Source organism: Kitasatospora sp. NPDC048239 (genome assembly GCF_043202015.1).
In the GTDB taxonomy this organism is placed as follows: domain Bacteria; phylum Actinomycetota; class Actinomycetes; order Streptomycetales; family Streptomycetaceae; genus Kitasatospora.
This window is the reverse complement of sequence record NZ_JBICZP010000003.1, coordinates 256,850-278,648: the sequence shown is the minus strand read 5'-3', so window position 1 is coordinate 278,648 and position 21,799 is coordinate 256,850. Positions and strand designations below refer to the sequence as shown.

At 73.0% G+C, this 21,799-nt stretch carries 19 protein-coding genes and 1 riboswitch; of the genes, 7 read left to right on the top strand and 12 right to left on the bottom strand.

Going from position 1 to position 21,799, the window contains the following annotated elements; translation table 11 throughout:
- Positions 1-21: 21 nt before the first annotated feature.
- Positions 22-588, bottom strand: a complete 567-nt coding sequence (locus tag ACGFZP_RS09070; RefSeq protein WP_392930187.1) for an NUDIX domain-containing protein — start codon at positions 586-588, stop codon at positions 22-24.
- Positions 589-1,031: 443 nt separating this feature from the next.
- Between ACGFZP_RS09070 and ACGFZP_RS09065 the strand changes: the two genes are divergently transcribed.
- Entirely contained in the window at positions 1,032-1,757 is a 726-nt protein-coding gene (locus tag ACGFZP_RS09065) for an IclR family transcriptional regulator (protein WP_392930186.1), read from the top strand.
- A gap of 239 nt (positions 1,758-1,996) precedes the next feature.
- The gene (locus ACGFZP_RS09060; protein ID WP_392930184.1) at positions 1,997-2,422 is read left to right on the top strand and encodes an SsgA family sporulation/cell division regulator; all 426 of its coding nucleotides are present in this window, start codon (positions 1,997-1,999) and stop codon (positions 2,420-2,422) included.
- 100 nt (positions 2,423-2,522) lie between these two features.
- Here the strand turns inward: ACGFZP_RS09060 and ACGFZP_RS09055 are convergent, their stop codons facing one another.
- Entirely contained in the window at positions 2,523-2,900 is a 378-nt protein-coding gene (locus ACGFZP_RS09055) for a phage holin family protein (protein WP_392930182.1), read from the bottom strand.
- A gap of 96 nt (positions 2,901-2,996) precedes the next feature.
- On the opposite strand from ACGFZP_RS09055, the gene ACGFZP_RS09050 reads away from it, so the two are divergent.
- Both ACGFZP_RS09050 and tenA read left to right on the top strand, forming a co-directional pair.
- Entirely contained in the window at positions 2,997-3,314 is a 318-nt protein-coding gene (locus tag ACGFZP_RS09050; RefSeq protein WP_392930179.1) for a cupin domain-containing protein, read from the top strand.
- Positions 3,315-3,360: 46 nt separating this feature from the next.
- A complete protein-coding gene (gene tenA, locus ACGFZP_RS09045; RefSeq protein ID WP_392930177.1) occupies positions 3,361-4,029 on the top strand; it encodes a thiaminase II in 669 nt (222 codons plus the stop codon).
- Positions 4,030-4,117: 88 nt separating this feature from the next.
- On the opposite strand, the gene ACGFZP_RS09040 is transcribed toward tenA, so the two are convergent.
- Complete coding sequence (locus ACGFZP_RS09040) at positions 4,118-5,419, bottom strand: hypothetical protein (RefSeq protein ID WP_392930174.1); 1,302 nt, start codon at positions 5,417-5,419, stop codon at positions 4,118-4,120.
- 275 nt (positions 5,420-5,694) lie between these two features.
- Here ACGFZP_RS09040 and ACGFZP_RS09035 point away from each other — a divergent pair, with 275 nt between their 5' ends.
- A complete protein-coding gene (locus ACGFZP_RS09035; RefSeq protein WP_392930172.1) occupies positions 5,695-5,895 on the top strand; it encodes a DUF5326 family protein in 201 nt (66 codons plus the stop codon).
- 48 nt (positions 5,896-5,943) lie between these two features.
- Here the strand turns inward: ACGFZP_RS09035 and ACGFZP_RS09030 are convergent, their stop codons facing one another.
- From ACGFZP_RS09030 to ACGFZP_RS08995, 8 genes are all read right to left on the bottom strand, one after another.
- Positions 5,944-6,927 carry an NAD-dependent epimerase/dehydratase family protein gene (locus ACGFZP_RS09030; RefSeq protein WP_392930170.1) on the bottom strand — a complete coding sequence of 328 codons (984 nt, stop codon included), beginning with the start codon at positions 6,925-6,927 and terminating at the stop codon, positions 5,944-5,946.
- Positions 6,924-7,988, bottom strand: coding sequence for a cytochrome P450 (locus ACGFZP_RS09025; protein WP_392930168.1), 1,065 nt, complete (start codon positions 7,986-7,988; stop codon positions 6,924-6,926). Before ACGFZP_RS09025 ends, ACGFZP_RS09030 begins: the two co-directional genes overlap by 4 nt.
- A complete protein-coding gene (locus ACGFZP_RS09020; protein ID WP_392930165.1) occupies positions 7,985-9,469 on the bottom strand; it encodes an AMP-binding protein in 1,485 nt (494 codons plus the stop codon). The genes ACGFZP_RS09025 and ACGFZP_RS09020 overlap by 4 nt, the downstream gene beginning before the upstream one ends.
- Before the next feature lie 58 nt (positions 9,470-9,527).
- Positions 9,528-10,268 (bottom strand): glycosyltransferase family A protein, encoded by a 741-nt coding sequence (locus ACGFZP_RS09015; RefSeq protein ID WP_392930162.1) that lies wholly within the window; start codon positions 10,266-10,268, stop codon positions 9,528-9,530.
- Positions 10,265-11,278, bottom strand: coding sequence for a 3-oxoacyl-ACP synthase III family protein (locus ACGFZP_RS09010; protein ID WP_392930160.1), 1,014 nt, complete (start codon positions 11,276-11,278; stop codon positions 10,265-10,267). The genes ACGFZP_RS09015 and ACGFZP_RS09010 overlap by 4 nt, the downstream gene beginning before the upstream one ends.
- A gap of 98 nt (positions 11,279-11,376) precedes the next feature.
- Positions 11,377-14,151 carry a PKD domain-containing protein gene (locus ACGFZP_RS09005; protein ID WP_392930158.1) on the bottom strand — a complete coding sequence of 925 codons (2,775 nt, stop codon included), beginning with the start codon at positions 14,149-14,151 and terminating at the stop codon, positions 11,377-11,379.
- Positions 14,152-14,374: 223 nt separating this feature from the next.
- A complete protein-coding gene (locus ACGFZP_RS09000) occupies positions 14,375-15,847 on the bottom strand; it encodes an SPFH domain-containing protein (protein WP_392930156.1) in 1,473 nt (490 codons plus the stop codon).
- Between the two features lie 230 nt (positions 15,848-16,077).
- On the bottom strand, positions 16,078-16,284 hold the full coding sequence (locus tag ACGFZP_RS08995) for a hypothetical protein (RefSeq protein WP_392930155.1): 207 nt from the start codon (positions 16,282-16,284) through the stop codon (positions 16,078-16,080).
- A gap of 96 nt (positions 16,285-16,380) precedes the next feature.
- A riboswitch (TPP riboswitch) is annotated at positions 16,381-16,515 on the top strand.
- On the opposite strand from ACGFZP_RS08995, the gene thiC reads away from it, so the two are divergent.
- A complete protein-coding gene (thiC, locus tag ACGFZP_RS08990; protein WP_392930153.1) occupies positions 16,511-18,328 on the top strand; it encodes a phosphomethylpyrimidine synthase ThiC in 1,818 nt (605 codons plus the stop codon). Its footprint overlaps the riboswitch before it by 5 nt.
- A 225-nt stretch (positions 18,329-18,553) precedes the next feature.
- Here the strand turns inward: thiC and ACGFZP_RS08985 are convergent, their stop codons facing one another.
- Complete coding sequence (locus ACGFZP_RS08985) at positions 18,554-20,572, bottom strand: ice-binding family protein (RefSeq protein WP_392930151.1); 2,019 nt, start codon at positions 20,570-20,572, stop codon at positions 18,554-18,556.
- Positions 20,573-21,096: 524 nt separating this feature from the next.
- Between ACGFZP_RS08985 and ACGFZP_RS08980 the strand changes: the two genes are divergently transcribed.
- Positions 21,097-21,528 carry a hypothetical protein gene (locus ACGFZP_RS08980; RefSeq protein WP_392930148.1) on the top strand — a complete coding sequence of 144 codons (432 nt, stop codon included), beginning with the start codon at positions 21,097-21,099 and terminating at the stop codon, positions 21,526-21,528.
- Positions 21,529-21,799 lie beyond the last annotated feature (271 nt).

The following is a 21,799-nucleotide window of genomic DNA, read 5'->3' as shown; positions in this document are numbered from 1 at the left end:
ACGGGGTCGGTTCGGCGGGGCTCAGCCGAGGTCGGGGGCCAGCAGCGCGCGGACGCCCTCGATGTTGGCCGCCAGGTACGCCCGCAGCCGGGGCGGTACGACGTTCACCGAGGTCACGCCCTCCCGGGTGAAGGGCAGCCGGACGACCTCGTACTCGCCGTTCGGGTCGTCCACCTCGGGGCCGTGCCGCCGGGTGAGGTCCATCGCGGCGAGCCGGCAGACGAAGAAGTGCTGGACCTTGACCCCGTGCGGCTCGATCAGGGTGCCGTCGTCGACGGCGCCCCCCTCGCCCGCCGGGTGGGGAAGGGGGTGGCTGATGGTGTCCACGAAGGCGGGGACGACGTCGACGACCTTGCCGCCGAGCTCCTCGTCGACCTCCCGGTGCAGCGCGTCGACCACCGTGGGGTCGCCGCGTTCGACGCCGCCGCCCGGCGTGATCCAGTACGGGTGGGGTGAGTCGGGCCGGGTGCGCTTGATCAGCACGATCGAGGCCGGGCCGTACGGGTCCTCCCGGTCCAGCTCCAGCAGGATCGCCCGCGCGGTGCGCTTGACGACGGGCCGCGGCGGACGGGGGATCGGGGTGCCCATGGCGACCTCCGGGGCTGGAGCGTTGTGCGGGAGTCTCCCGCAGGTCGGCGGGGCCGAAACGCGGGCCGTCCCGGGTGCGTCCGTTCGGGGGCAGGAGGCGCTATTGATGGATCTTGGATAGCGAAGTCGAAGCTTGAAATTCTCTTGCAATTATCGGATCAAAACAGCATTTCACCTTTCATTCAAAGGATTTTGCCAAGTGAACCGTGCGAGAGTGATTGCAGCTCCGCCTGCCCTGTGCTGCAATGAGCGACTATCGGGCAAATCGGAGCACTTCACTCCGCATGTCCTCCTGGTGCAATGACTCGGGTTGGGGGCTGGGTGTGGCCATGGATCAGATCGCAGAGCCGTCCCGTACGGTCCGGACGGGAGGGGTGGCCGTGTCGCCGAAGCCCGCGTCTCCGAAGCCCGCGTCACCGGCGCGCAAGGACCGGCAGCCTACCTTGATCACCTCGGTCCAGCGGGCGCTGCGCCTGCTGGAGGCCGTCGGCGGCTTTCTGCAGGGGGCGACGGCCAAGCAGCTCGCCCGCGCCGCCGGCCTGCCGCTCGGCACCACGTACCACCTGCTGCGCACCCTGACCCACGAGGGCTATCTCCGCCGGGCCGAGGGGAGGTTCTTCTACGGGGATTCGGTGGACGACATAGGCCGGGCCGACGACCGGCAGTCCGAACGCCACGATCTGCGCGGGCGGATGGAGCAGCTGCGCGACGAGCTGGGCGCCGCCGTCTACTTCGCGCTCTACCAGGACGGCGAGATCCACGTGGTGGACACCGCCGCCGGGCCCGGTCAGCCCGCCGTCGAGCCCTGGGCGGACTTCCGGGCCACCGCCCACGCCCATGCGATCGGCCAGTGCCTGCTGGGCCAACTGCCCGAGGACGCCCGGCGCGACCACCTCGCCCGCCACCCGCCGGCCGGGCTCACCCCCTCCACCCTCACCGACGAGTCCGCCATCCTGCGCCGGCTCTCCTCGCTGCGGCCCACCATGCCCGTTCTGGAGCGCCAGGAGTACGCGCTCGGCACGGTGTGCGCGGCGGTGCCCATCACCGTCGGTGCCGTGGTGGCCACGATGGCCGTCTCGCTCCCCGTCGAACAGGCCGCCCGGCTGACCGCCACCGCCGGGCAACTCCGGCGGAGCGTCGGGGCGATGACACCGTCGTTCGTCCTCTGACGCTCCTTGCGCCGCCCCGGTTCCGCCGTGTTCACCATTTGAAAAAGCACACCTTGTCCACTACGTCCCCAAACGTGGACGATGAGGATCGAACAGGGATCGGCGGTACAAACCCACCGAATCAGCCGCACGACAGACATCGCACAGCCGCACTCCCTCCCATGACAGCGAACTGCATTGTCCGGCCACCTGCGGACCCACAGCACGCACGGCCGGGCAGAACGAGAGGTACTGGCGCCATGCAGCACAGCACAGTCCAGGGCCACCTGGTGATGAGCCTCGTGGTCTCGAACGAGCTCTCCTTCCGCATCGTGGTCGACCTTGAGTACGACGCCGCCGACCCGTACGCGGTCCGCTTCACCTTCCACCTGCCCGGCGACGAGCCGGTGACCTGGGTCTTCGCGCGCGAGCTGCTGCTCGACGGGATCAGCCGGCCGTCCGGCGAGGGGGATGTGCACATCCACCCGGTCGGCGGGGAGCTGTCCGACGTCTGCATCGTGCTGCACTCCCCCGGCGGTGACGCCCTGTTGAAGGCCTCCGCGCCCCCGTTGATCGCCTTCCTGGCCCGCACCGACCGGCTGGTGGCGATGGGGCAGGAGCTCACCGGCGGCGAACTGGAGGCCAAGCTCGCGGACATCCTCGGAGGATGCGAGAACGCCGGGTGAGCGCCCGCACTCCCCCGGCGGCCGAAGGGGCCCGCACCCGGTGGACGAACCGGGTACGGGCCCCTCGTACGGGACCGGGCGGGCGCCCGCCGGGCGTCGGTCAGTCGTCGTCGCCGAGGGCCAGGCTGAGGCCCCAGGAGACCAGGCTGATGATCAGCGCGCCGAACAGCGCGGCCCAGAAGTCCTCGACGTGGAAGTTCAGGTCGAGCTTGTCGGAGACCCAGGAGGTCAGCAGCAGCATCAGGGCGTTGATGACAAAGGTGATCAGCCCCAGGGTGAGGACGAACAGCGGCAGTGAGAGCAGCTTCACCACCGGCTTGATCAGCCAGTTCACCACGCCGAAGACCAGTGCCACGGCGATCACGGTCAGGCTCACGTGCTGCCAGTCGTCCCCGACCAGCGTGATGCCCGTGACGATCCAGGCGGCCACCCAGATGGCGGCCGCGTTGATAAGTGTCTTGATGACGAAACCCTTCATGGGGCCAGCGTCGCAGGCCGGGTGGGGCGGGGGAAGCTCTCACCGGGCATGTTGGTGTTGAATGCCCGGTGGTCCCGGACACGGAGGGTGGTACCGATGAAGCTGTTCAGGCTGGACGAACTGGACGCCGAGCGCGCCGCGAACGACGGCGCGTACCTGCGGTTCCTGCGCGAGCCGCGGATGTCCGCCGGCCTCTACGCGCTCTCCCCCGGCGACACCGACCAGCAGACCGCGCACGCCCAGGACGAGATCTACCAGGTGGTCAGCGGCCGGGCCGAGCTGACCGTCGGCGACGAGACCACCACGGTGGCCCGCGGGACGGTGGTCTACGTCCCCGCCGGGACGCCGCACCGCTTCCACCACATCACCGAGGAGCTGCGGGTCCTGGTCGTGTTCTCCCCGCCGGAGGACTGACCGGCGGGGGGACCGCCCCGCCAAGGGACTGAGTAGGGTCGTCGCCATGAGCCTGAGCCTGACGGAAGAACTCTGGGCGGCGATCGAGCCGGTCTACGCGAGGATCCTCGACCACCCCTTCATCGGCGGACTGACCGACGGGACCCTGCCGCGCGAGGCGTTCCGCCACTTCGTGGTCCAGGACTCGCACTACCTGCGCGACTACGCCCGCGCGCTCGCCGTCTGCGCCGCCAAGGCGCCCGGTGAGGAGGAGGTGCGGGCCTTCGCGGACGACGCGATCGGTGCGCTGGCCGCGGAACAGGGCATGCATGCCGAGTTCATGACGGCCTTCGGGGACAGCGCCGAGCAGGCCGCCGCCGAGCCGGTGCTGCCGACCACCCGGGCCTACACCAGCTACCTGCTGGCCACCGTGTACGGCGGCTCCTTCGCGGAGGCCCTCGGCGCGGTGCTGCCCTGCTACTGGATCTACGCCCGGGTCGGCGACGAGCTGCTCGCCAAGGGCTCCCCTGACCCGCTCTACGCGAAGTGGATCGCCACCTACGGGGACGAGGCCTTCCAGTCGGTGGTGCGCCGGGTGCTCGCGCTCGCCGACCGCCTGGGTGAGGAGCTCTCCCCCGCCGAACGCCGCCGGGTGGTGGAGCACTTCACCACCACCTCGCGCTACGAGTGGATGTTCTGGGACGCCGCCTGGCGCGGCGAGGTCTGGCCGGTCTGACCCTGCCCGGGGCGCCGGCCCGCCCCGGGCCCGGACGGGCGGGACGGGTCGGCGGGGACGGGTCGGCGGGGTCGGGTCGGCGGTCGGCTCAGCCGGCGGTGAAGAAGCCGGTCAGGTCGACGATCGCCTGGGCGGGAGCGGCGGAGTGGAGGTAGATGCCGACGGCGCCGGGCACGTCGCCCAGCTCGCTGGTGACGCCGTTGGCGACCGTCTGGCCCGGGTTGAAGTTGACGCTGGAGGTGCCCGGCCGGATGTCGTCGGCCCGGAAGACGTCCACGTGCCCGCCGGCGCCCGGTCCGGTGACCGTCACGTTCAGGGTGGCGGCGGTGGCGGTCGGCGGGACGCCGGTGTTACCGCCGGCCACCGGGAGCACCCGGGTGGCGAACGGCATGAGCGCGCTGCCGTACCGGGTGTCGAGCAGCCGGGGCTGCTCGGTGACGGCGCTGAACAGGTTGTGGCCCGAGGGCCCGTAGAAGCCGACGATGTCGACGACGAGGTCGGTGGAGCCGGTGTTGAAGACGTTGATCCTCCCGTCGGCGCCGACCGGGACGACCACCTGGTTCGCGGTGGTCCGGCCCGGCGCGTAGTTGAGGTTGGACCCCTCGCTCGGGTACGGCTCACCGGAGGGGTAGGCCGTGACGAAGCCGCTGGTGCTCGGCTCGGCGGCCGTGACGTTCAGGACGACCGCCTTGGCGCCGGCCGTGCCGAGCTCGGCCGTGGCCACCTTGGGCGAGACGATGCTGCCCCAGCCGAGCCGGCCGCCGGAGATCCGGCTGTCGACCAGCCGGGTCGGCTGGACGGCGTCGTACTTGTCGGTCCCGGTGGGCGCGTAGTAGCCGAGGACGTCGACCACCACGTGGGTGGTGCCCGCGTTGTTGTAGAGGTTGATCTGCGGGCCCTTCGCGGACCCGGGCGGGGCGACCGCGACGGCGATCGTGTTGGAGATCGTCTCGCCGGCCCTGAAGTTCAGCGTGGACGTGGCCGGGGGCCCCGGCATGTCGCCGTCCCGGCGGACGGTGAGGTAGCCGTCGGTGCTGGGGTTGGTGACGGTGACGTTGACCAGGACGGCGGTCGCTTCCTTCGGTACGACCGGGACCTCGCGCTCCGGGTGGGACTTCCAGGCGGAGAGCGGCACGTCGAAGGACTCGCCGGGGTTGAGCGGGCGGGCCTGGCCCGCCGGGGTCTCGCGGGCGTCGCGGGTGTCCAGCAGCCGCCGGATGTTCAGCGGGACGAAGGCCGCCGGGGTGGTCGACTGGCCCGGGCCCACGCCGGAGGCCGCGGTGGCGGCGGTGGCGACCGGGGCCGCGGTGGCCGGGGCGGCCGCCAGGACCGGGGCGGTCAGGGTCAGGGCCGTGAGGACGGACAGGGCGACAGCGGGTCGAGCGCGCATCTTCGTTCCCCCAAGTGTGCTGGCCTCCGGGCTTGTTCCGGAGGTCTGTACACCCATAGACGGCTGACCTCGGGGGAGGTTGCAGGTCGGTTCCAAGATCTTTCCCGGGTGGGCCCGGGGGTCGTCCCGGGTGCCGGGCTCGGGGTGATCTCCGGGTTCTATGGGGGCCGTCGGCTCTCGTTCCGGCACTTGCGTCCCCGTACGATCGAAGTATCGAAAGCAAGCGGGATGCGGCACCAGACGGCAGCCGGCCCGAGGGGAGAGAAGGAACGGACATGGCTGAGCTCTGGAAGTCGCTGCCCTCCTGGGTGCGCAACATCGTCGTCCCGGTGCTGGTGCTGGTGCTGGCCTGGAACATCATCGGATTCGTCTTCGGCGTGGTCGGCGCCCTGCTGATGCTCGTGATCAAGCTCCTGGTGGTGGTCGGCATCGCCGCCGCCGTGGTGGTCCTGGTGAAGAAGGCAGCCAAGAGCTGACCGGTGTGAGACCCCGGCGCCCGTACCCCCTGAGCGGGGGTGCGGGCGTCAGTCGTGTGCGGCGCCGGCCCGGTGCTGCCGCAGGACGGCGGTGAGGTCCCAGGCCGGGTGCCAGCCCTGGGCCCGTGCGCGGCCGAGGTCGAGCGTCACCTCGTGCGCGAGCTGGTCGACGGCGTAGCGGGTCAGGCCGGGGATCCGGCCGGTGCGGGCGGCCAGACCGGCGAGCGGCACCGGAACGTGGGCGATCCGGGCCCGGACGCCGTGGGCGGCGAGTACCGAGCGGACGGCGTCGTCGCGCCGGTAGGGCCGGGCGTCGGCGATGTTGTAGGCCCCGGGGGGCCAGGCCGGGCCGGTCGCGGCGGGGGTCGTCGAGCCGGGTGCCGTACGTGCCGGTGCCGTAGGTGCCGGTGCCGGCAGGCCGAGCGCGGTCAGACAGGCGTCGGCGAGGTTCTGTACGGCGGTGAGGCTGATCCGGACGTCCCCGCCGGGCAGCGCCAGCAGGCCCCGGCGGACCCGGGACAGCAGCTGCGGGACGAGGTGCGGATCGCCCGGGCCGTACACCGCGCGCGGGCGCAGCACGATGGCCCCCGCCGCCAGCGCGATCCGTTCGCCGGCCGCCTTGGTGCGCCCGTAGGCGTTGAGGTGGCCGCCGTCGGTGGGGTGGTCCTCGGCGACGGACGCCCGGGTGGTCCGGGGGTCGTAGACGCTGGCGCTGCTCACCCAGACGACCGGGCGGCCGAGGGCGGCGCGCATCAGCCGCTCGGTGCCGGTGACGTTGACGGCGTGCTGCCGGGCCTCGCCGGGCGAGCCCGGGGGCAGGTCGGCGACGGCGGCCGCGCAGTGCACCACCAGGTCGGCGGCGCCGAGCTCCGGATCCCCGGTGGTGGCGTCCCAGTGGACGTGCCGGCCGACCGGGCCGGGGGTGCGGCCGTGGCAGTCCACGTCGAGGCCGAGCGCGGCGGCGGCGCGGGCGACGTGCGAGCCGCAGAAGCCGCCGGCGCCGGTGACGGCGATCCGCAGGGGGGCGCTCACCGGGCCCGCCCGGCGCGGAGGGTGAGTTCGGCGTAGCCGGGCAGGGCGGCCCGGCGGTCCACCCGGGCCCGCCGGACCACCGGGCGGTAGGGGGCCAACGCGAGGAGCAGGTCGGCGAGTTGGGCGCGGGCCAGGCCGGCGCCGGGGCAGGCGTGCGGGCCGGCGCCGAACACGGCCTGGGTCGCGGCCGGGCCGGTGGCAGGCCCGGTGCGGTGGGCTCCGGCGGCGTGGCGGGCGACCAGGACCAGCCGGTCGCCGGCGGTGATCGGGTAGCCGGCGACGGTGGCGTCGGCCGCGGCGACGCGCGGCAGGATCGGCGACGGTGCGGTCAACCGCAGGAGTTCGGCGGCGAGTTCGGGCGCCGTCGCGGTGGTGGGCCAGAGCCCGGCGGCGGCGCACCAGGCGGCGGCCCGGGGGAGGGCGGCGACGGTGGTGTTCACCGCGGCGACGGCGAGCATCGCGTCCAGCGGATCGGGGAGCAGGGTGGTGAGCTCCGCGGCGGCGGCGGCGGCGCCGGCGCCGGTGCGGGGGCGTCGGCCCGGGCCGGGCAGGTGGTCGCGGACGGCGGCCGAGGCGGCCTCGGCGGCGGCCCGGACGAGGGCCTCCGGCGGGTGTCCGGAGCCGGTCAGGGCGGCGACCGTGGCACCGGTCAACTCCCTTGAGAGGGAGACGAGTTCCAGCTCGCCATCGGCCAGTGCGGGGGCTCGTGCGGCCAGCACGGCCTGCCAGTGCGGGCGGATCCGGTCCAGCGCGCCGGAGGTGAGCTCGGCGGCCAGTGCCCGGCGGGCGGCCCGGTGTTCTCCCCCGTCCTGGTCGAACAGCAGCCCGCCGTCGGTGAGTCGGGCGCCAGCCCCGCCGGTGGTGCCGGGCGCGGTGCGGTCCAGCGGGACTCCGGTGAGCACCTCGCGGTAGGCCTCGGCGCCGTGCACCAGCACGGTGCGGCCGATCCGGACCACCGGGCGGCGGCGGGTGGCGCAGAGCAGCGCGAACAGGACGGGGTGGCTGCGAAGGTAGACCCGCCGGTCGCGGCGGCGGGCGGTCCGGGAGGCGGCGGGCGTCATCCGGCGAGCTCCCGGGCGCAGTGGGCGGCGGCGGCCGCCCGGTCGGGCTTGCGGGAGCGGCCGGCCAGCGGGACCTCGCCGAACAGGACGGCGTCCGGGCGGGCGGAGCCCATCCGGTCCAGCGGGCCCTGCAGGGCGGTGCGCAGGCGGTGCGGGTCGGTGCCGGGCCGGGGCTGGACGAGGGCGACCAGGAGTTCCTCCCCCGGCTCGCCGCTGCGCGGGACGCCCACCAGGACGGCGAGTTCGACGTCCGGCAGGTGCAGGGCGGGCTCGTACAGGCCGGGGTAGATGTTCTCGGCCCGCCGCAGCACCATGTCCTTGAGCCGGCCGGCCAGCACGATTCGGCCGTCCGGGGTCAGGGCGGCGCGGTCGCCGGTGCGGATCCAGGGTTCGGGCTCCTCGCCGAGGTGGCGGTGGCGGGCTCCGGGGCCGGTGACCAGCAGTTCGCCCTCCTCGGTGAGATCGGTGCGCACGCCCGGCAGGGGAGCGCCGACCAGGTCGCCGGGGCCGGTGTGGGCGCTCTTCTCGGTCTCCTCGACGGCGGCGGCCGGGAACAGTTCGGTGAGCGCGTACACGCCCCAGGCCTGGTCGGCGCCGGCCTGCTTGACCCGGCGCAGCAGGGCGGCGTCGGCGGGGGCGGAGCCGGTCCAGACCCGGCCGGTGAAGCGGGCTCCGGCGGCGAGGGCGGCGCGCAGCTGCGGGGGTGTGAGGTAGGTCTGGGCCGGTGCAAGACGGGCGAGTTGGCGGGCCAGGGTGCGCGGGGAGCGGGCCGGCAGGGCGACGGCGGCGCCGGCCGCGAGGGCGGGGAGCAGGACGAAGAAGGTGCCGCCGAGGACGGTGCTGCCGGGGCGCGGGTCGACCAGTTCGGTGACGGTGCGCAAGCCCGCCGCCAGGCCTTCGCGGGTGTGCACCACGGCGCGCGGCCGGGCGGTGGTGCCGGAGGTGAAGACGATCACGGCGTCGCCGTCCCCCTCCGGCCGGCCGGCCGCGGGCGGGGGTGCGGGTCGGCCGGCCGGGCCGAGGGCCGGGGCGCAGCCGGGCCAGCGGCGGCCGAGGGTGGCGACCGGGCCGAGGGCGGTGAGCGGGGGCAGGGCGAGGTCGGCGCGGCGGGCGAGCTGGCGGGCCCAGCCGGCCACCGCCTGGGCGGCGGCGTCGGCGAGCACCAGGTCGGGCCGGGCCAGGGCGAGCCGGGCGGCGAGGACGTCCGGTCCTGCGGTCGGGTCGAGGACGGCGATCCGCACCCCGAGGCGGTGGGCGGCGAGCAGGACGGCGAGGGCCCGGGGTCCGGGGCGGACGGCGACCCCCAGGGTGGTGCCGGGGGTGAGGCCGCGGGCGTGCAGGGCGGCGGCGTAGCCGTCGGCGAGGTCGGCGAGGTCGCCGCGCCGGATCCGGACCTCGGCGGCGCCGGTCCGGGTGTGCCGCAGGACGGCGGGGCGCTCGGGGTGGTCGGTGCGCAGCGCGTGGTGGAGCCGGTCGAGCATGGTCGCGCCTCCTCGGGGGCGTCGGGCCTCGGTGGGTGCGGGGGTGGCGGGGCGGGCCTCAGCGGACGTCGACCGAGCGCGGTCCGGCGCCGCGCTCCAGGTACCAGCGGGCGGTGCCGGCCACGCCGTAGGCGCGGATGCGCCGGGTGGAGTTCTGCACCACCATGTCGCGGCGGTGGACGATCGCGGTGGTGTGCCGGCGGATCCGGTTGACGAACATCCGGTCGGTGGGGGAGGGCCGCCGCGGCATGCCGCCGACGGCCAGGTACAGCTCGGCGGTGATCGCCATGTTGTTGCCCGCGTGCATCCGGTACGGGGTGAGGTAGCCGTGCCGGCGGCGGTGCGCGGGCCGGATCCGGCCGAAGAGGGCGCCGAGCGCGACGAGCAGGCGGAACACCGCGCGCCCGGTCGGCCCGTGCTCGTCGCGGCGGGCGGTGACGCGGCCGCAGACCAGCCCGCCGCAGGCGTCCAGGCCGGCCCGGGCGGCGGCCGTCCAGCCGGGCTCGGGCAGGCAGTCGGCGTCGGTGCGGGCCAGTAGGGCGGCGCCGTGCGCGATGGCGTACCGGAAGCCGGTGTCGATCGCCGAGCCGACGCCCTTCTCGGGCTCGACCAGCACCTCGACCGGGAACGGCGCCCGCCCGGCGAAGGCCCGGACCTTGGCCGCGGTGGCGTCGGTGGAGCCGTTGTCGACCACGAGGAGGGTGAAGCCCTGGTCCCGCTGCGCGGCCAGCGCCCGCAGGGTCCCCTCGATCCGGGCCTCCTCCTGGTAGGCGGGGACGACCACCCACAGCCGGGTCACGATGCCTCCCAGACCATCGTCATCAGGCTGACGCCGCCGCCCAGGCCGATCAGCAGGACCTTGTCGCCAGGGTTCAACTCGTGCTTGATCCGGTCGAGTTGGATCCCGAGGGTGGCGCTGGCCACGTTGCCGAGCTCGGGCACGGTGAGGACCAGCCGGTCCTGCGGCACGCCGGTGAGCTCGACGAAGCGCTCCAGGTACGGGACGGTCACCTGGTGCACCAGCACGCGCGCGTAGTCGTCCCAGCCGAGGCCGGTGCGGTCGGCCACCCGGGTCAGGATGGCGCCGCCGATCCGCTCGAAGACTCCGCGCAACTCCTTGCCGCCGCCCCGGAAGTAGCTGTACTCGTCGCCGCGCGGGTGGCGTGAGCCGCCGCCGGGTATGCCGCCGGCCTCCCAGTGCTCGGAGGCGGTCTCGGTCTCGATGTCCAGGATGCCGCCGCGCTCGACGGCCTCGACCAGCACGGCCGCGCCGGCGTCGCCGAAGGTGTAGCCGGCGAAGCCCGCCCGGAAGTCGCCGGGGCCGGAGGGGGCGCGGCGCATCGCCCGGCTGGGTGTCTCGCCGGTGACGACCAGGGCGCGTTCGGCCCGTCCGGCCAGGATCATCGCGCGGGCCAGGTCGATCCCGTTCAGGAAGCTGTTGCAGGCGTTGGAGACGTCCAACGCGTGGGCCCGGGAGCCTAGTTCGGCCTGGACGAGGTGGGCGGTGGCGGGCTCGCAGATGTCCCTGGTGGCGGAGGCGTACAGCAGCAGGTCGAGGTCGAGCGGGTCCAGCCCGCGGTCCTCCAGGGCGCGCCGGGCGGCGGCGATCGCCAGCGTGGAGGCGTACTCGCCGTCGGCCGCGAAGTGCCGGGTGGCGATGCCGGTCGCCTTCTCGAACATCCGCTCCGGCAGGCGCAGTCGACCGCCGGCGGTGACCTCGTCCTGGAGCTGCTGCGAGGTGAGGCGGCGGGCGGGCAGGTGGGATCCGACGGCGGTGATGCCGATCCGCGCGGTGGCAGCAGGGTGCATGCCTCCATGCTCCGGCGGACACGGCCGCGCCCGCGTGAGTACGGGTACTCACGCGGGCGCGGGCGGCTACCCAGTGGGCGGGTGGCCGGGGGGCCTGACTACTTGTTGCGGTAGTAGCCGAAGAGGTCGGCGATCACGTGCGTGGAGCCGGAGTTGTTGGCGATGTCGAAGCGGCCCGCGGCGTCCACCGGGATGGTGGTGTGGTTGGGGACGTCCAGCCCGGCGGTGGCGTTGAGGTTGCTGGTGCCGGGCTTGGCGCTGCCGGTGGCCCAGGCGGTGAGGTGGGTGGCCTCGGTGGTCTGGGTGGCGGTGAGGTTGACGGCGGCCGCGGTGGCGCCGGCCGGGACGCCGCCGACGGTGCGCACCGAGCCGCCGCCGAGCGGGTTGCCGTTGCGGGAGTCCAGCAGACGGGCCGGGGTGACCGGGGTGAACAGGCCCTGGCCGTCCGGGCTGAAGTAGCCGAAGACGTCCACGATCGCGTGCGAGCTGCCGTTGTGGTTGTAGATGTCGATCGAGCCGTCGGCGCCGAGCGGGACGATCACCTGGTTGGGGATGTTCCGGTTGGGGACGGTGTTGAGGTTGGAGCCGGCGGAGGGGCGCTGGGTGCCGGCCGGGAAGACGGTGAAGAAGCTGGTGGCGGTGGACTCGGTGGCGGTCACGTTGAGGACGACCGAGGTGGCGTTGGCCGGCACGCCGCCGGAGCCGGCCACCTTCAGGCGGCGGGTGGCGGTCTCGCCGATCGGGCCGCCGGCGCTGCGGGTGTCGAGCAGCCGGGCCGGGGCCAGCGAGGTGAACCCGCCGGGGGCGTCGGCCTTGTAGTAGCCGAGGACGTCCGCGATGGTGTGCACCTGGCCCGCGTTGTTGCGGATCACGACCTTGCCGTCCGGGCCGATCGGCACGGTGACCAGGTTGGAGACGTCCTGGCCGGCGGTGAAGTTCACGTTCGAGGTGATCGGGCGCTCGCCGCCCGCCGGGTACACGTCCAGGTGGCTGGCGGCGGTGCCCTGGGTGGCGGTCAGGTTGAGCACGACGGCGGTCGCGCCAGGCGGGACCACGTCGGTGGCGCCCCAGGTGCGGCCGCGGACGTACAGCTCCATGGTGTCGCCGCCGCCGAGCCGCGGGTAGCGGCTGCCGACCGCGCGGGTGTCGAGGATCCGGGTCGGCGCGATCGCGGTGAAGCCCGCGGGGGTGTACGCGACGGTGACCTGCTGGGTGCTGGTCGCGCTGGCGCCGTTGTCGTCGGTCACGGTGACCTTGACGGTGTAGGTGCCGGGCTTGGCGTACACGTGGCGCTCGACCTGGTAGCCCTCGTTCGGCTTGGCCGGGCCGTCGCCGAAGTCGAAGGAGTAGCTCGCGATCCGGTACGGGCCGGAGGTGGCGACCCGGGCGCTCACGGCGAGCGGGTCGCGGTCGCTCTCCTGGGTCACCGTCAGGGCGGCGCCGAGCGGCTTGTCCTCGCCGACCTGCACCGGCTGGCTGTAGGTGGTGGTCACCGAGCCGCCGCGGCCGTCGGTGACGGTCACCTTCGGGTGGAAGTCGCCGATCGCGGTGTAGGTGTGCCGGACGGTCTTCGAGGCGCCGCTCACCGGGGCGGTGCCGTCGCCGAAGTCGAAGGTGTAGGTGAGCGTGGTGTCCCACCGGTTGGTGGCGTCCGCGGTGAGGTCGACCGTCAGCGGGGCCGGGCCGCCCGGGTACTCGTGGACGGTGCCGACGACCCTGAGGTCGACGGCGAGCAGGCCGCGGACCTCGTAGGCGCCGCGGTCGCGGAACGTCCCGTTCGGGCCGGAGTTCGCGACGGAGGGGTGGTCGGCCGCCGGGTTGCCGAGCAGGTCCTGCCCGATGACGCCGGGGGCCTGCGGGTCTGCGGAGTCGATGGCGGCCCTGCCGCTGCTCTGGGCCGGTACGGCGAGCGGGAGGAAGGCGTTGTCGAAGGCCACGGCGATGTCGGTGTCGTGGGTGCCCTGGCCGGTGGCGGCCAGCAGCTCGGCGGGGGTGCGGTAGCCGGCCCCGGCCCAGCTGTAGGCGGGCAGTCCGGACACCGGGTGCGCGATGTTGTAGTCGAGCGTGGTGCCGGTGGCGGAGCCCGCCGAGACCGTCACGGTCGATTCGTTGACGATGTTGTTGTAGACCGCGGAGCCCGTCGAGGCGCCGTTCAGCGCGAGACCGGAGGTGGAGCCGTCGGTGAGCGTGTTGTTGGTGATGGTCGTGCCGGGGGCGTCGGTGACGTCGATGGCGGTGCCGGACATCGTCCTGCTGAACTGGTTGCCGACGACGGCCGTCTGCTTCGAGCCGGCGCCGACCGACAGGCCGCGGGTGTTGTAGAAGACCGACTGGGCGATGGTCACCTGCTCGCTCGACCCGGAGACGGCCACGGCGGGGGTGGTCACGGTCGAGCCGAGGGCGGGGTTCTCGAACCAGTTCCGGGAGAGCTCGACGCGGGCCGATCCGACGACCTCGACGGGATCCAGGTCGAAACCGGTGAGGACGACGTCGTGCACGTTCGAGAGCCGGATGGGGCGCTTCGAGCTGGGCACGATCGCCGACTGGGAGTAGTCGCTGAGGCCGGTCATCGGGGCGCCGCGAATGATGATCGGCTTCCCGGGTTCGCCCGAGCGCGTGATGACGAGGTCGTCGAAGTACTCGCCGTACGGCGCGACCTGGACGGTCTGTCCCGGCTGTGCGGCGTCGGCTGCGGTCTGGATGGTGCAGTACGGCGTGGCGGCGGTGCCGGTGCCGTGCTCGTCGCAGCCGTGGCCCAGCTGGTTGTCGACGTACAGGACCGGGGCGGGTGTGGCGGCGACGGCCGGAAGGGGCAGTCCGACGACGGCGGAGACGACGGCGGCGCTGAGGCCGGCGACATGACGAAGGCGCACGGTGTGCTTCCCCCTGAGCGTGATGAATGTCGGTGCTGCTCGACGCGTCGGCGCCCGCCGGCGGGACGGTGCGGGCGGCCTGCGGAGCAGATGTGAGCATTATGCGGCCGGGTGTGATCGCCGATGTCGCCAGGGTGTCGTTGTCGGAGTCCTTTCGACACGGAGGTGCCCGCCCGCGAACTGCTGCGGACGGGCACCTTGGCGTGAAGCCAGGACGAAACGGTCAGCCCTCGACGGGGATCTGCTGGACCGGCACCGCGGCGGCGGTCGGGGCGGCGGCCGGAGAGGCCTGGTCCGCCGGAGCGGTCACCTGCATGGTGGCGAGCAGCTGACGGGCCAGGCCGAGGCCGGTGCCGCCCATGGTGAGGGCCTTGGCGAACATGTCCCCCATGCCCTCGGCGCCGTTCAGCAGCACCATGTGCTCGACGTTGCCGAACGCCTCGGCGCCGGCGCGGACGATCTCGGGCCACTTCTCGGCGAGCTGCTGGGCGACGACGGCCTCCTGGTTCTCGGCCAGGGCGGCGGCCCGGGCCTTGATCGCCTCGGCCTCCGCCAGACCCAGGGCGCGGGTGGCCTCGGCGGTGGCCAGGCCCTTGGCCTCGGCCGCGGCGGCCTCGGCCTGGCCGGTCGCCCGGGTGGCCTCGGCGGAGGCCAGACCGCGGGCCTTGGTGGCCTCCGCCTCGGCGGACGCGGCCACCTTCACCCGGTTCGCCTCGGCGGCCGCCTTGAGTTCGGTCTCCTTGGCCTGCGCCTGCGCGGCCGAGATCCGGGCGTCGCGGTCGGCCTCGGCCTTGGTGCGGGTCTCGTACGCGCGGGCGTCGGCGGGCTTGCGGACGTCCGCCTGGAGCTGCTGCTCCTTGCGGTGCGCCTCCAGCTCGGCGACCTTGGTCTCCTGGACCACCACCTCCTGCCGGGAGGCGGCCTGGGCCAGCGGTCCGGCCTGCATCGCGCGGGCGGTCGCCGTCTCCAGCTCGGCCTGGTAACCGGCCTGCTGGATACCGCTGTTGCGGGTCGCCTCGGCCTTGCGGGCGAAGGCCTCCTGCTCGGCCTCGGTGGCCTGGCGGTCCGCCTCGGCCTGGGCGATGCGGGCGTCCCGCATGACGGCGGCGGCGTGCGGAGCGGCCAGGTTCTGGATGTACCCGGTCGGGTCGATGATCTCCTGGATCTGCAGCGAGTCGATGATCAGGCCGAGCTTCTCCATCTCGGAGCCCGACGCGGCCCGGGTCTCCCCGGTCAGCCGCTCGCGGTCGCGGATCATGTCCTCGACCGTCAACCCGCCGACGATGGACCGCAGATGACCGGCGAAGACGTTGTGGACCCGGTGGCCCATCATCTCCTGCTGGTCGAGGAAGCGGCGGGCGGCGTTGGCGATCGACACGGTGTCGTCGCCCACCTTGAAGATCACAACACCCTTGACGTGGACCGGGATTCCCTGCGACGTCACGCACTCGACGTCCAGGTCCGCCTCGTTCAGGTCGAGGGAGAGCTTGCGCACCACCTGCACGCCCGGGGTGACGAGCGTGCCCCGGCCGGTGACGATCCGGAAGCCCAGGCCCTCGCCGACACCCTCGGTGCGGTGCCTGGAACCGGAGATGATCAGGGCCTCGTTGGGCTCGGCGACCCGCCACATCAGCTTGAAGAGAACGATCAGGATGACGATGGAGGCGACGACCGCCCCCGCGATGCCGATCAGCATCGGCGAATTCCCCCTTCAGGGCACACCGGTCCCGTGGCTGCGCTCTGTTGCAGGATGGCGCGGAACGCGGTGGCAGCAGGGATTCTGCGCCTCTTGTGGATCAGTGGGAAGGACTTTTCGTCCCGACTTCGCACCAGGACCGTCAAGACCGCGTCAAGGCCGTGTCAGGACGGTGGCAGGACGGCGGTGTGACGGCGGTATGACGAGGCCGCCGAAGGGCGGCCGCGGCGTCAGCCCAGCGCGTGCGCGACGTAGACCGTCCGCGGCGGCTGGTACTCCACCACGACCACCGGCGTGCCGGGCGGCAGCACCTCGCCGGGCACGGCCGGGTACGCGAGGAACGCCTCCGTGCCCTGCCGTTCGCGGACGTGCAGCAGCACCTCGCCGACCAGACCCGGACCGATCCTCCCGGTCACCCGACCGGTCGCCCCCACCATGCCGCCAGTGTGCCAGCGCTTCCCACTGGCTGGAAGCCGTCTGGACCAGCGGCGATCCGCTCGCTACGGTGTTGGACGTCATGCGCAGGCAACACCGCCTGCGGACACGGGAGCTCGGAGCACCGGGCTGAGAGGGCGCTGAACGGCACGTCGGTGTACGTGCCAACCGCTGCGTCGACCGCAGGAACCTGACCGGGTAATGCCGGCGTAGGGAGTAGTAGGTCTGATGACCGCATTTGATGTACAGCCGCAGTCTGCCCGGACGTCCGCCGCCAGCAGCACCTCCACCGGCTACCCGACCCCGGCCTGGCGCAAGGCCTACCGCGAGGGCTCCCGCCCCGACCTCGCCGTCCCGTACCGCGAGGTCGTGCTCACCAACGGCCGGACCGTCCCCCTGTACGACACCTCCGGGCCCTACACCGATCCGGCGTACGAACCCGACGTGCGGCGCGGCCTGCCCGCCCTGCGCGACTCCTGGATCCGCCAGCGCGGCGACGTCGAGGAGTACGACGGCCGCGAGGCCCGCCCCGAGGACGACGGGATCAAGCACACCTCGCCGCGCGGCGGGAACCTGAAGAACCTGGACGCCGTCTTCCCCGGCCGGCCGCGCCGCCCGCTGCGGGGACGCGGCGGAGCGGCCGTCACCCAGCTCGCGTACGCCAAGCGCGGCGTCGTGACGCCGGAGATGGAGTTCGTGGCCCTGCGCGAGGGCCTGGAGCCGGAGTACGTCCGCGCCGAGGTGGCCCGCGGCCGGGCCGTCATCCCGGTCAACGTGAACCACCCCGAGGTGGAGCCGGCGATCATCGGCACCAACTTCCTGGTGAAGATCAACGCCAACATCGGCAACTCCGCCGTCACCTCCTCGATCGAGGAGGAGGTGGAGAAGATGACCTGGGCCACCCGCTGGGGCGCCGACACCGTCATGGACCTCTCCACCGGCCGCAACATCCACACCACCCGTGAGTGGATCCTGCGCAACTCCCCCGTGCCGATCGGCACCGTGCCGCTCTACCAGGCACTGGAGAAGGTCGACGGCCGGGCCGAGGACCTGAGCTGGGAGGTCTACCGCGACACCGTCATCGAGCAGTGCGAGCAGGGCGTCGACTACATGACCGTCCACGCCGGCGTGCTGCTGCGGTACGTGCCGATGACGGCCCGTCGCAAGACCGGCATCGTCTCGCGCGGCGGCTCGATCATGGCCGCCTGGTGCCTGGCGCACCACCAGGAGAACTTCCTCTACACCAACTTCGAGGAGCTCTGCGACATCCTCGCCGCCTACGACGTCACCTTCTCGCTCGGTGACGGCCTGCGCCCGGGTTCGATCGCGGACGCCAACGACGAGGCGCAGTTCGCCGAGCTGCAGACCCTGGGCGAGCTGGGCCGGATCGCCCGCGAGCGCGACGTCCAGGTGATGATCGAGGGCCCGGGCCACGTCCCGATGCACAAGATCAAGGAGAACATGGACCTCCAGAAGGAGATCTGCGACGAGGCGCCGTTCTACACCCTGGGCCCGCTCACCACGGACGTCGCCCCCGGCTACGACCACATCACCTCGGGCATCGGCGCCGCGATGATCGCCTGGTGGGGCACCGCGATGCTCTGCTACGTCACGCCCAAGGAGCACCTGGGCCTGCCCAACCGGGACGACGTGAAGACCGGCGTCATCACCTACAAGATCGCCGCGCACGCCGCCGACCTGGCCAAGGGCCACCCCGGCGCCCAGGAGTGGGACGACGCGCTCTCCGACGCCCGCTTCGAGTTCCGCTGGGAGGACCAGTTCAACCTGGCCCTCGACCCGGAGACCGCCCGCTCGTTCCACGACGAGACGCTCCCGGCGGAGCCCGCCAAGACGGCCCACTTCTGCTCGATGTGCGGCCCGAAGTTCTGCTCGATGAAGATCTCCCAGCAGATCCGCGACGAGCACGGCGACGGCTCCAGCGCGGTCGCCTCCGGCTACGACGCCGAGGCACTGGCCGGCATGCAGGCCAAGTCCGAGGAGTTCGCGGAGCACGGCAACCGGGTCTACCTCCCGCTGGCCGACTGACCGTCGCCCGTATCGCACCGGTCCGCGCTCCGGAGGGGGGAGCGCGGACCGGTGCGTGCAAACGTCGTCAGGCGTCCCAGGTGGTCACGATCGGCTCCGGCCAGTCCTCGGCCGTCGCTGTGAGATTCGCCGACAGTATCGCGGGCAGTAGGGACCGGCTGCCGGCGACGTACTTCAACGGGGGCTCCTGGGCGTCGTCCTTGGCGTCTCCTGCTGGGGCAAGCCCTAGTGCCGTCGGCGGGCTGCGGCTCGGCCGCTTCGCCTCACGAGGATGACAAGTCCACCGCCCAGGGCGATGGCTACCGCCGAGCCGACCACGATGTTGATCGATCCGCCTGCGCCGGTGGCGGCGAGTGCCTGATCCGACTCCTTCGGGTGCTGAACGGCGCTGGCTGGTACGTTGCCGCCCTGTTCGTGACCGCCTTGAACGGCGCTGGCTGGTACGTTGCCGCCCTGTTCGTGACCGCCTTGAACGGGACCGCCGCCCTGCTCGTGACCGCCCGGCACGTTGCCGTGGTTGCCCTGGTCGTTCCCGTGATCACCTTGCTCGTGACCGCCGTGCCCCTGGCCACCGTGACCGCCTGGCGATTGGGGCGGTCCTGCGGGCCCTGCCGGTCCTGCGGGCCCTGCCGGGCCTGCGGGTCCCGCCGGGCCTGCAGGTCCGGGTACTCCGGGTGAGCCGTTGGCGCCGGGTGAGCCGTTGGCGCCAGGGAGTCCGTTGGCGCCGGGCGAGCCGTTGGCGCCGGGCGAGCCGTTGGCACCGGGTGAACCGTTGGCGCCGGGTGAACCGTTGGCGCCGGGCGAGCCGTTGGCGCCGGGCGAGCCGTTGGCACCGGGCGAGCCGTTGGCACCGGGCGAGCCGTTGGCACCGGGTGAACCGTTGGCGCCGGGCGAGCCGTTGGCGCCGGGCGAGCCGTTGGCACCGGGTGAACCGTTGGCACCGGGCGAGCCGTTGGCGCCGGGCGAGCCGTTGGCGCCGGGCGAGCCGTTGGCGCCAGGGAGTCCGTTGGCACCGGGCGAGCCGTTGGCGCCAGGAGCTCCAGGGGCGCCATTAGGCCCCGGGGCACCCGGAGCACCGGGAGAGCCGTTGGCGCCGGGAGCGCCGTTGGGACCGGGGGCACCGGGAGCACCCGGAGCACCGGGAGCGCCGTTGGGACCGGGCGCACCGGGAGCACCCGGAGCACCGGCCGCGCCGGAAGCACCGTCGGGGCCGGGGGCACCCGGAGCACCGGGAGAGCCGGGCACGCCGGGAGCGCCGTTGGGACCGGGGGCACCGGGAGCACCCGGCGCACCGGGAGCGCCGTTGGGACCGGGCGCACCGGGAGCACCCGGAGCACCGGCCACGCCGGAAGCACCGTTGGGGCCGGGAGCACCCGGAGCACCGGGAGAGCCGGCCGAGCCGGCGGGCCCACTGGGGCCGGCAGGCCCGCTCGGACCCGCCGGCCCGCTCGGACCCGCCGGCCCGCTCGGTCCGGGCGGGCCGACGGTGCAGGCCGCCCTTGTGATGGTGTTGTCGTCCAGCGTGACGGCCCCCGTGCGCGCCAGGGCGCGGCCTTCGATCACCGAGGCGTGGTTCACCGTGATGGACGTCATGGCCAGGATGTTGCCCTTGAAGAAGGAGCTGACGTCGATGGTGGCGGAGCTGCCCACCTGCCAGAACACATTGCAGGGCTGCGCCCCGTTGATCAGGCTGACGACGCTCGACGGGGCCGTGATCAACGTGGAGGCGATCTGGAAGATGAAGACGGCGCTGGGATCGCCCAGGGCGTCGAGAGTGACGGTCCCGGTGAGGTTCAGCGACGACGTCGCGTTGTAGACGCCGGGCGTCAGCGTCAGTCCGCCGATGTCGCCCGGAGACGTCAAGCTGGCCGTGGGGGCCCGGCCTGCGGCGTCGTTGTAGGCGATGACCAGATCGGACTGAGCCTGTGCGGCCTGGGCGTCGTTGACATGCTGGACTCCGTTCACGATCCCGGGCGGAAAGCCCGTCACGCTGGTGCCCGGGCTGAGGCCGAGGTCCCCGTTGATCACGCTGGGACCGGTGTTGGTGACCGTCGAGGCGCCCAGGACCGCGTAGCTGGTGTCGGTCCCCAGCGTCACCGGTGCCTGTGCGGCGTGTGCGGGGCTCGCGACCAGGCCCGCCGTCGCAAGCAACGTCAGTCCGGACAGCAGGACGAGCGCCCCGGTGAGTCGGGAGCGTTTACGCCCTCTCTCAGGTGGGGCGGACGGAATGGCATTGACTGCCATAGGACAGGACCCTTTCTAGTCGCGTTGGGATCCGTCACTCGGAAAGATGATTTCGGAGCGCCGGTAGTGAGTTCTGGTCGGACCACAAGCCCTCGTGCATGCGCCAGGGCGCCACGGGCGTCACCCCAGGAGGGCCGCGGAGCGGCAGCCGACCAGGGATGGTGATGCACCGTCACCAACTCAGTACACCGTGCAACGAAAACATGAAAAGGAAAGAATGATAAAGATGCAAAAGGGTGACGCACTGGCGCCAACGGGGCATATTCATCCCTGCCCCGGCGTGTCGTTTGCTAACGAACTCAATGCCGCGTACGGGGCCGTCGACTTCTGCTTCGGTCGGCTCCCCCGAGTCCTGCCATGCCGGCGGAACCCGGCCTCGCCCTCGGCGGAGCCCGCCAACCCGGCTTCCACCGCAACCCTCCCCGAGTCGCCGCTCACGCCTTAGCAGTACCGTTTTTCCTCTTGGCTGCGTCCAGGGTGGTGAAATGACGTATCGCCCGGGGGATGGATTCGTTGGCCCGAATATGAACGACCCAACGAATCCGCAGGGCGGGCTGCTCGCGGCACCCGAAGGCAACGCCGGCACCGTGGCCGAACGCTGTCGCATCGCCGGCGGCCTGCTCAGAGTCACGCTCGGGGAGCTGCGCGAGGCTCTCGGGTATCGGAGACTCGGCAAGTACGTCCTGGACGAGGTGGCCGAGAGTCTGACCGCGGAGGGGCTCGGCTGGTTTCCGGCCTGGCGGCTGTCACCGAGGGAGAACGGTGAACCGCGCAAGGAGCACGAGCTGTGGGTGTTCCTCCGGGACGACGGCCTGCGGTGCCAGGTCATCGACGCCATCCAGACCCCCGACGGTTTCGACGTCCCCACCGTCCTGAACGGTTTGCTCGCCGACCGCCCCCAGGACCTCTCCCCGGAGCGCAAGCTCGGCCTCATCCGCGAGATCCTCGGGCTCTGAGCCGCCGAGCGGGTGGCCACGGGCGGTAGGGCGGATCAGCCGGGCGCGGGACACGTTCTACGCATGTGCGCGAGGTGATCTGGGGATTGCCGGGCCGCCTCCGCCCTCGGGTGGTCGGCCTCGGGCGTGGCAGCAGCCGGACCTCGAATCGTCGTCCTGACGGCCGCGGCGCCGAGGCGGGAGTCGAGGGCCGGTCCGGCGGAGGGTGACGCGGAGTACCGTGGGGAGTAACCGAGGACACGTCGCATACCGGTATTCACGCCGGTGTCGC

Bases quoted from the DNA above. Each gene is read 5' to 3' on its own strand.
- ACGFZP_RS09035 (WP_392930172.1), top strand. From the start codon at position 5,695: ATGGCTGAGCTCTGGAAGTCGCTGCCCTCCTGGGTGCGCAACATCGTC.
- ACGFZP_RS09055 (WP_392930182.1), bottom strand. From the start codon at position 2,900: ATGAAGGGTTTCGTCATCAAGACACTTATCAACGCGGCCGCCATCTGG.
- ACGFZP_RS08995 (WP_392930155.1), bottom strand. From the start codon at position 16,284: ATGGTGGGGGCGACCGGTCGGGTGACCGGGAGGATCGGTCCGGGTCTG.
- ACGFZP_RS09010 (WP_392930160.1), bottom strand. From the start codon at position 11,278: ATGCACCCTGCTGCCACCGCGCGGATCGGCATCACCGCCGTCGGATCC.
- ACGFZP_RS08980 (WP_392930148.1), top strand. From the start codon at position 21,097: ATGAACGACCCAACGAATCCGCAGGGCGGGCTGCTCGCGGCACCCGAA.
- ACGFZP_RS09070 (WP_392930187.1), bottom strand. From the start codon at position 588: ATGGGCACCCCGATCCCCCGTCCGCCGCGGCCCGTCGTCAAGCGCACC.
- ACGFZP_RS09060 (WP_392930184.1), top strand. From the start codon at position 1,997: ATGCAGCACAGCACAGTCCAGGGCCACCTGGTGATGAGCCTCGTGGTC.
- ACGFZP_RS09050 (WP_392930179.1), top strand. From the start codon at position 2,997: ATGAAGCTGTTCAGGCTGGACGAACTGGACGCCGAGCGCGCCGCGAAC.
- thiC (WP_392930153.1), top strand. From the start codon at position 16,511: ATGACCGCATTTGATGTACAGCCGCAGTCTGCCCGGACGTCCGCCGCC.
- ACGFZP_RS09040 (WP_392930174.1), bottom strand. From the start codon at position 5,419: ATGCGCGCTCGACCCGCTGTCGCCCTGTCCGTCCTCACGGCCCTGACC.
- ACGFZP_RS09020 (WP_392930165.1), bottom strand. From the start codon at position 9,469: ATGCTCGACCGGCTCCACCACGCGCTGCGCACCGACCACCCCGAGCGC.
- tenA (WP_392930177.1), top strand. From the start codon at position 3,361: ATGAGCCTGAGCCTGACGGAAGAACTCTGGGCGGCGATCGAGCCGGTC.
- ACGFZP_RS09025 (WP_392930168.1), bottom strand. From the start codon at position 7,988: ATGACGCCCGCCGCCTCCCGGACCGCCCGCCGCCGCGACCGGCGGGTC.
- ACGFZP_RS08985 (WP_392930151.1), bottom strand. From the start codon at position 20,572: ATGGCAGTCAATGCCATTCCGTCCGCCCCACCTGAGAGAGGGCGTAAA.
- ACGFZP_RS09000 (WP_392930156.1), bottom strand. From the start codon at position 15,847: ATGCTGATCGGCATCGCGGGGGCGGTCGTCGCCTCCATCGTCATCCTG.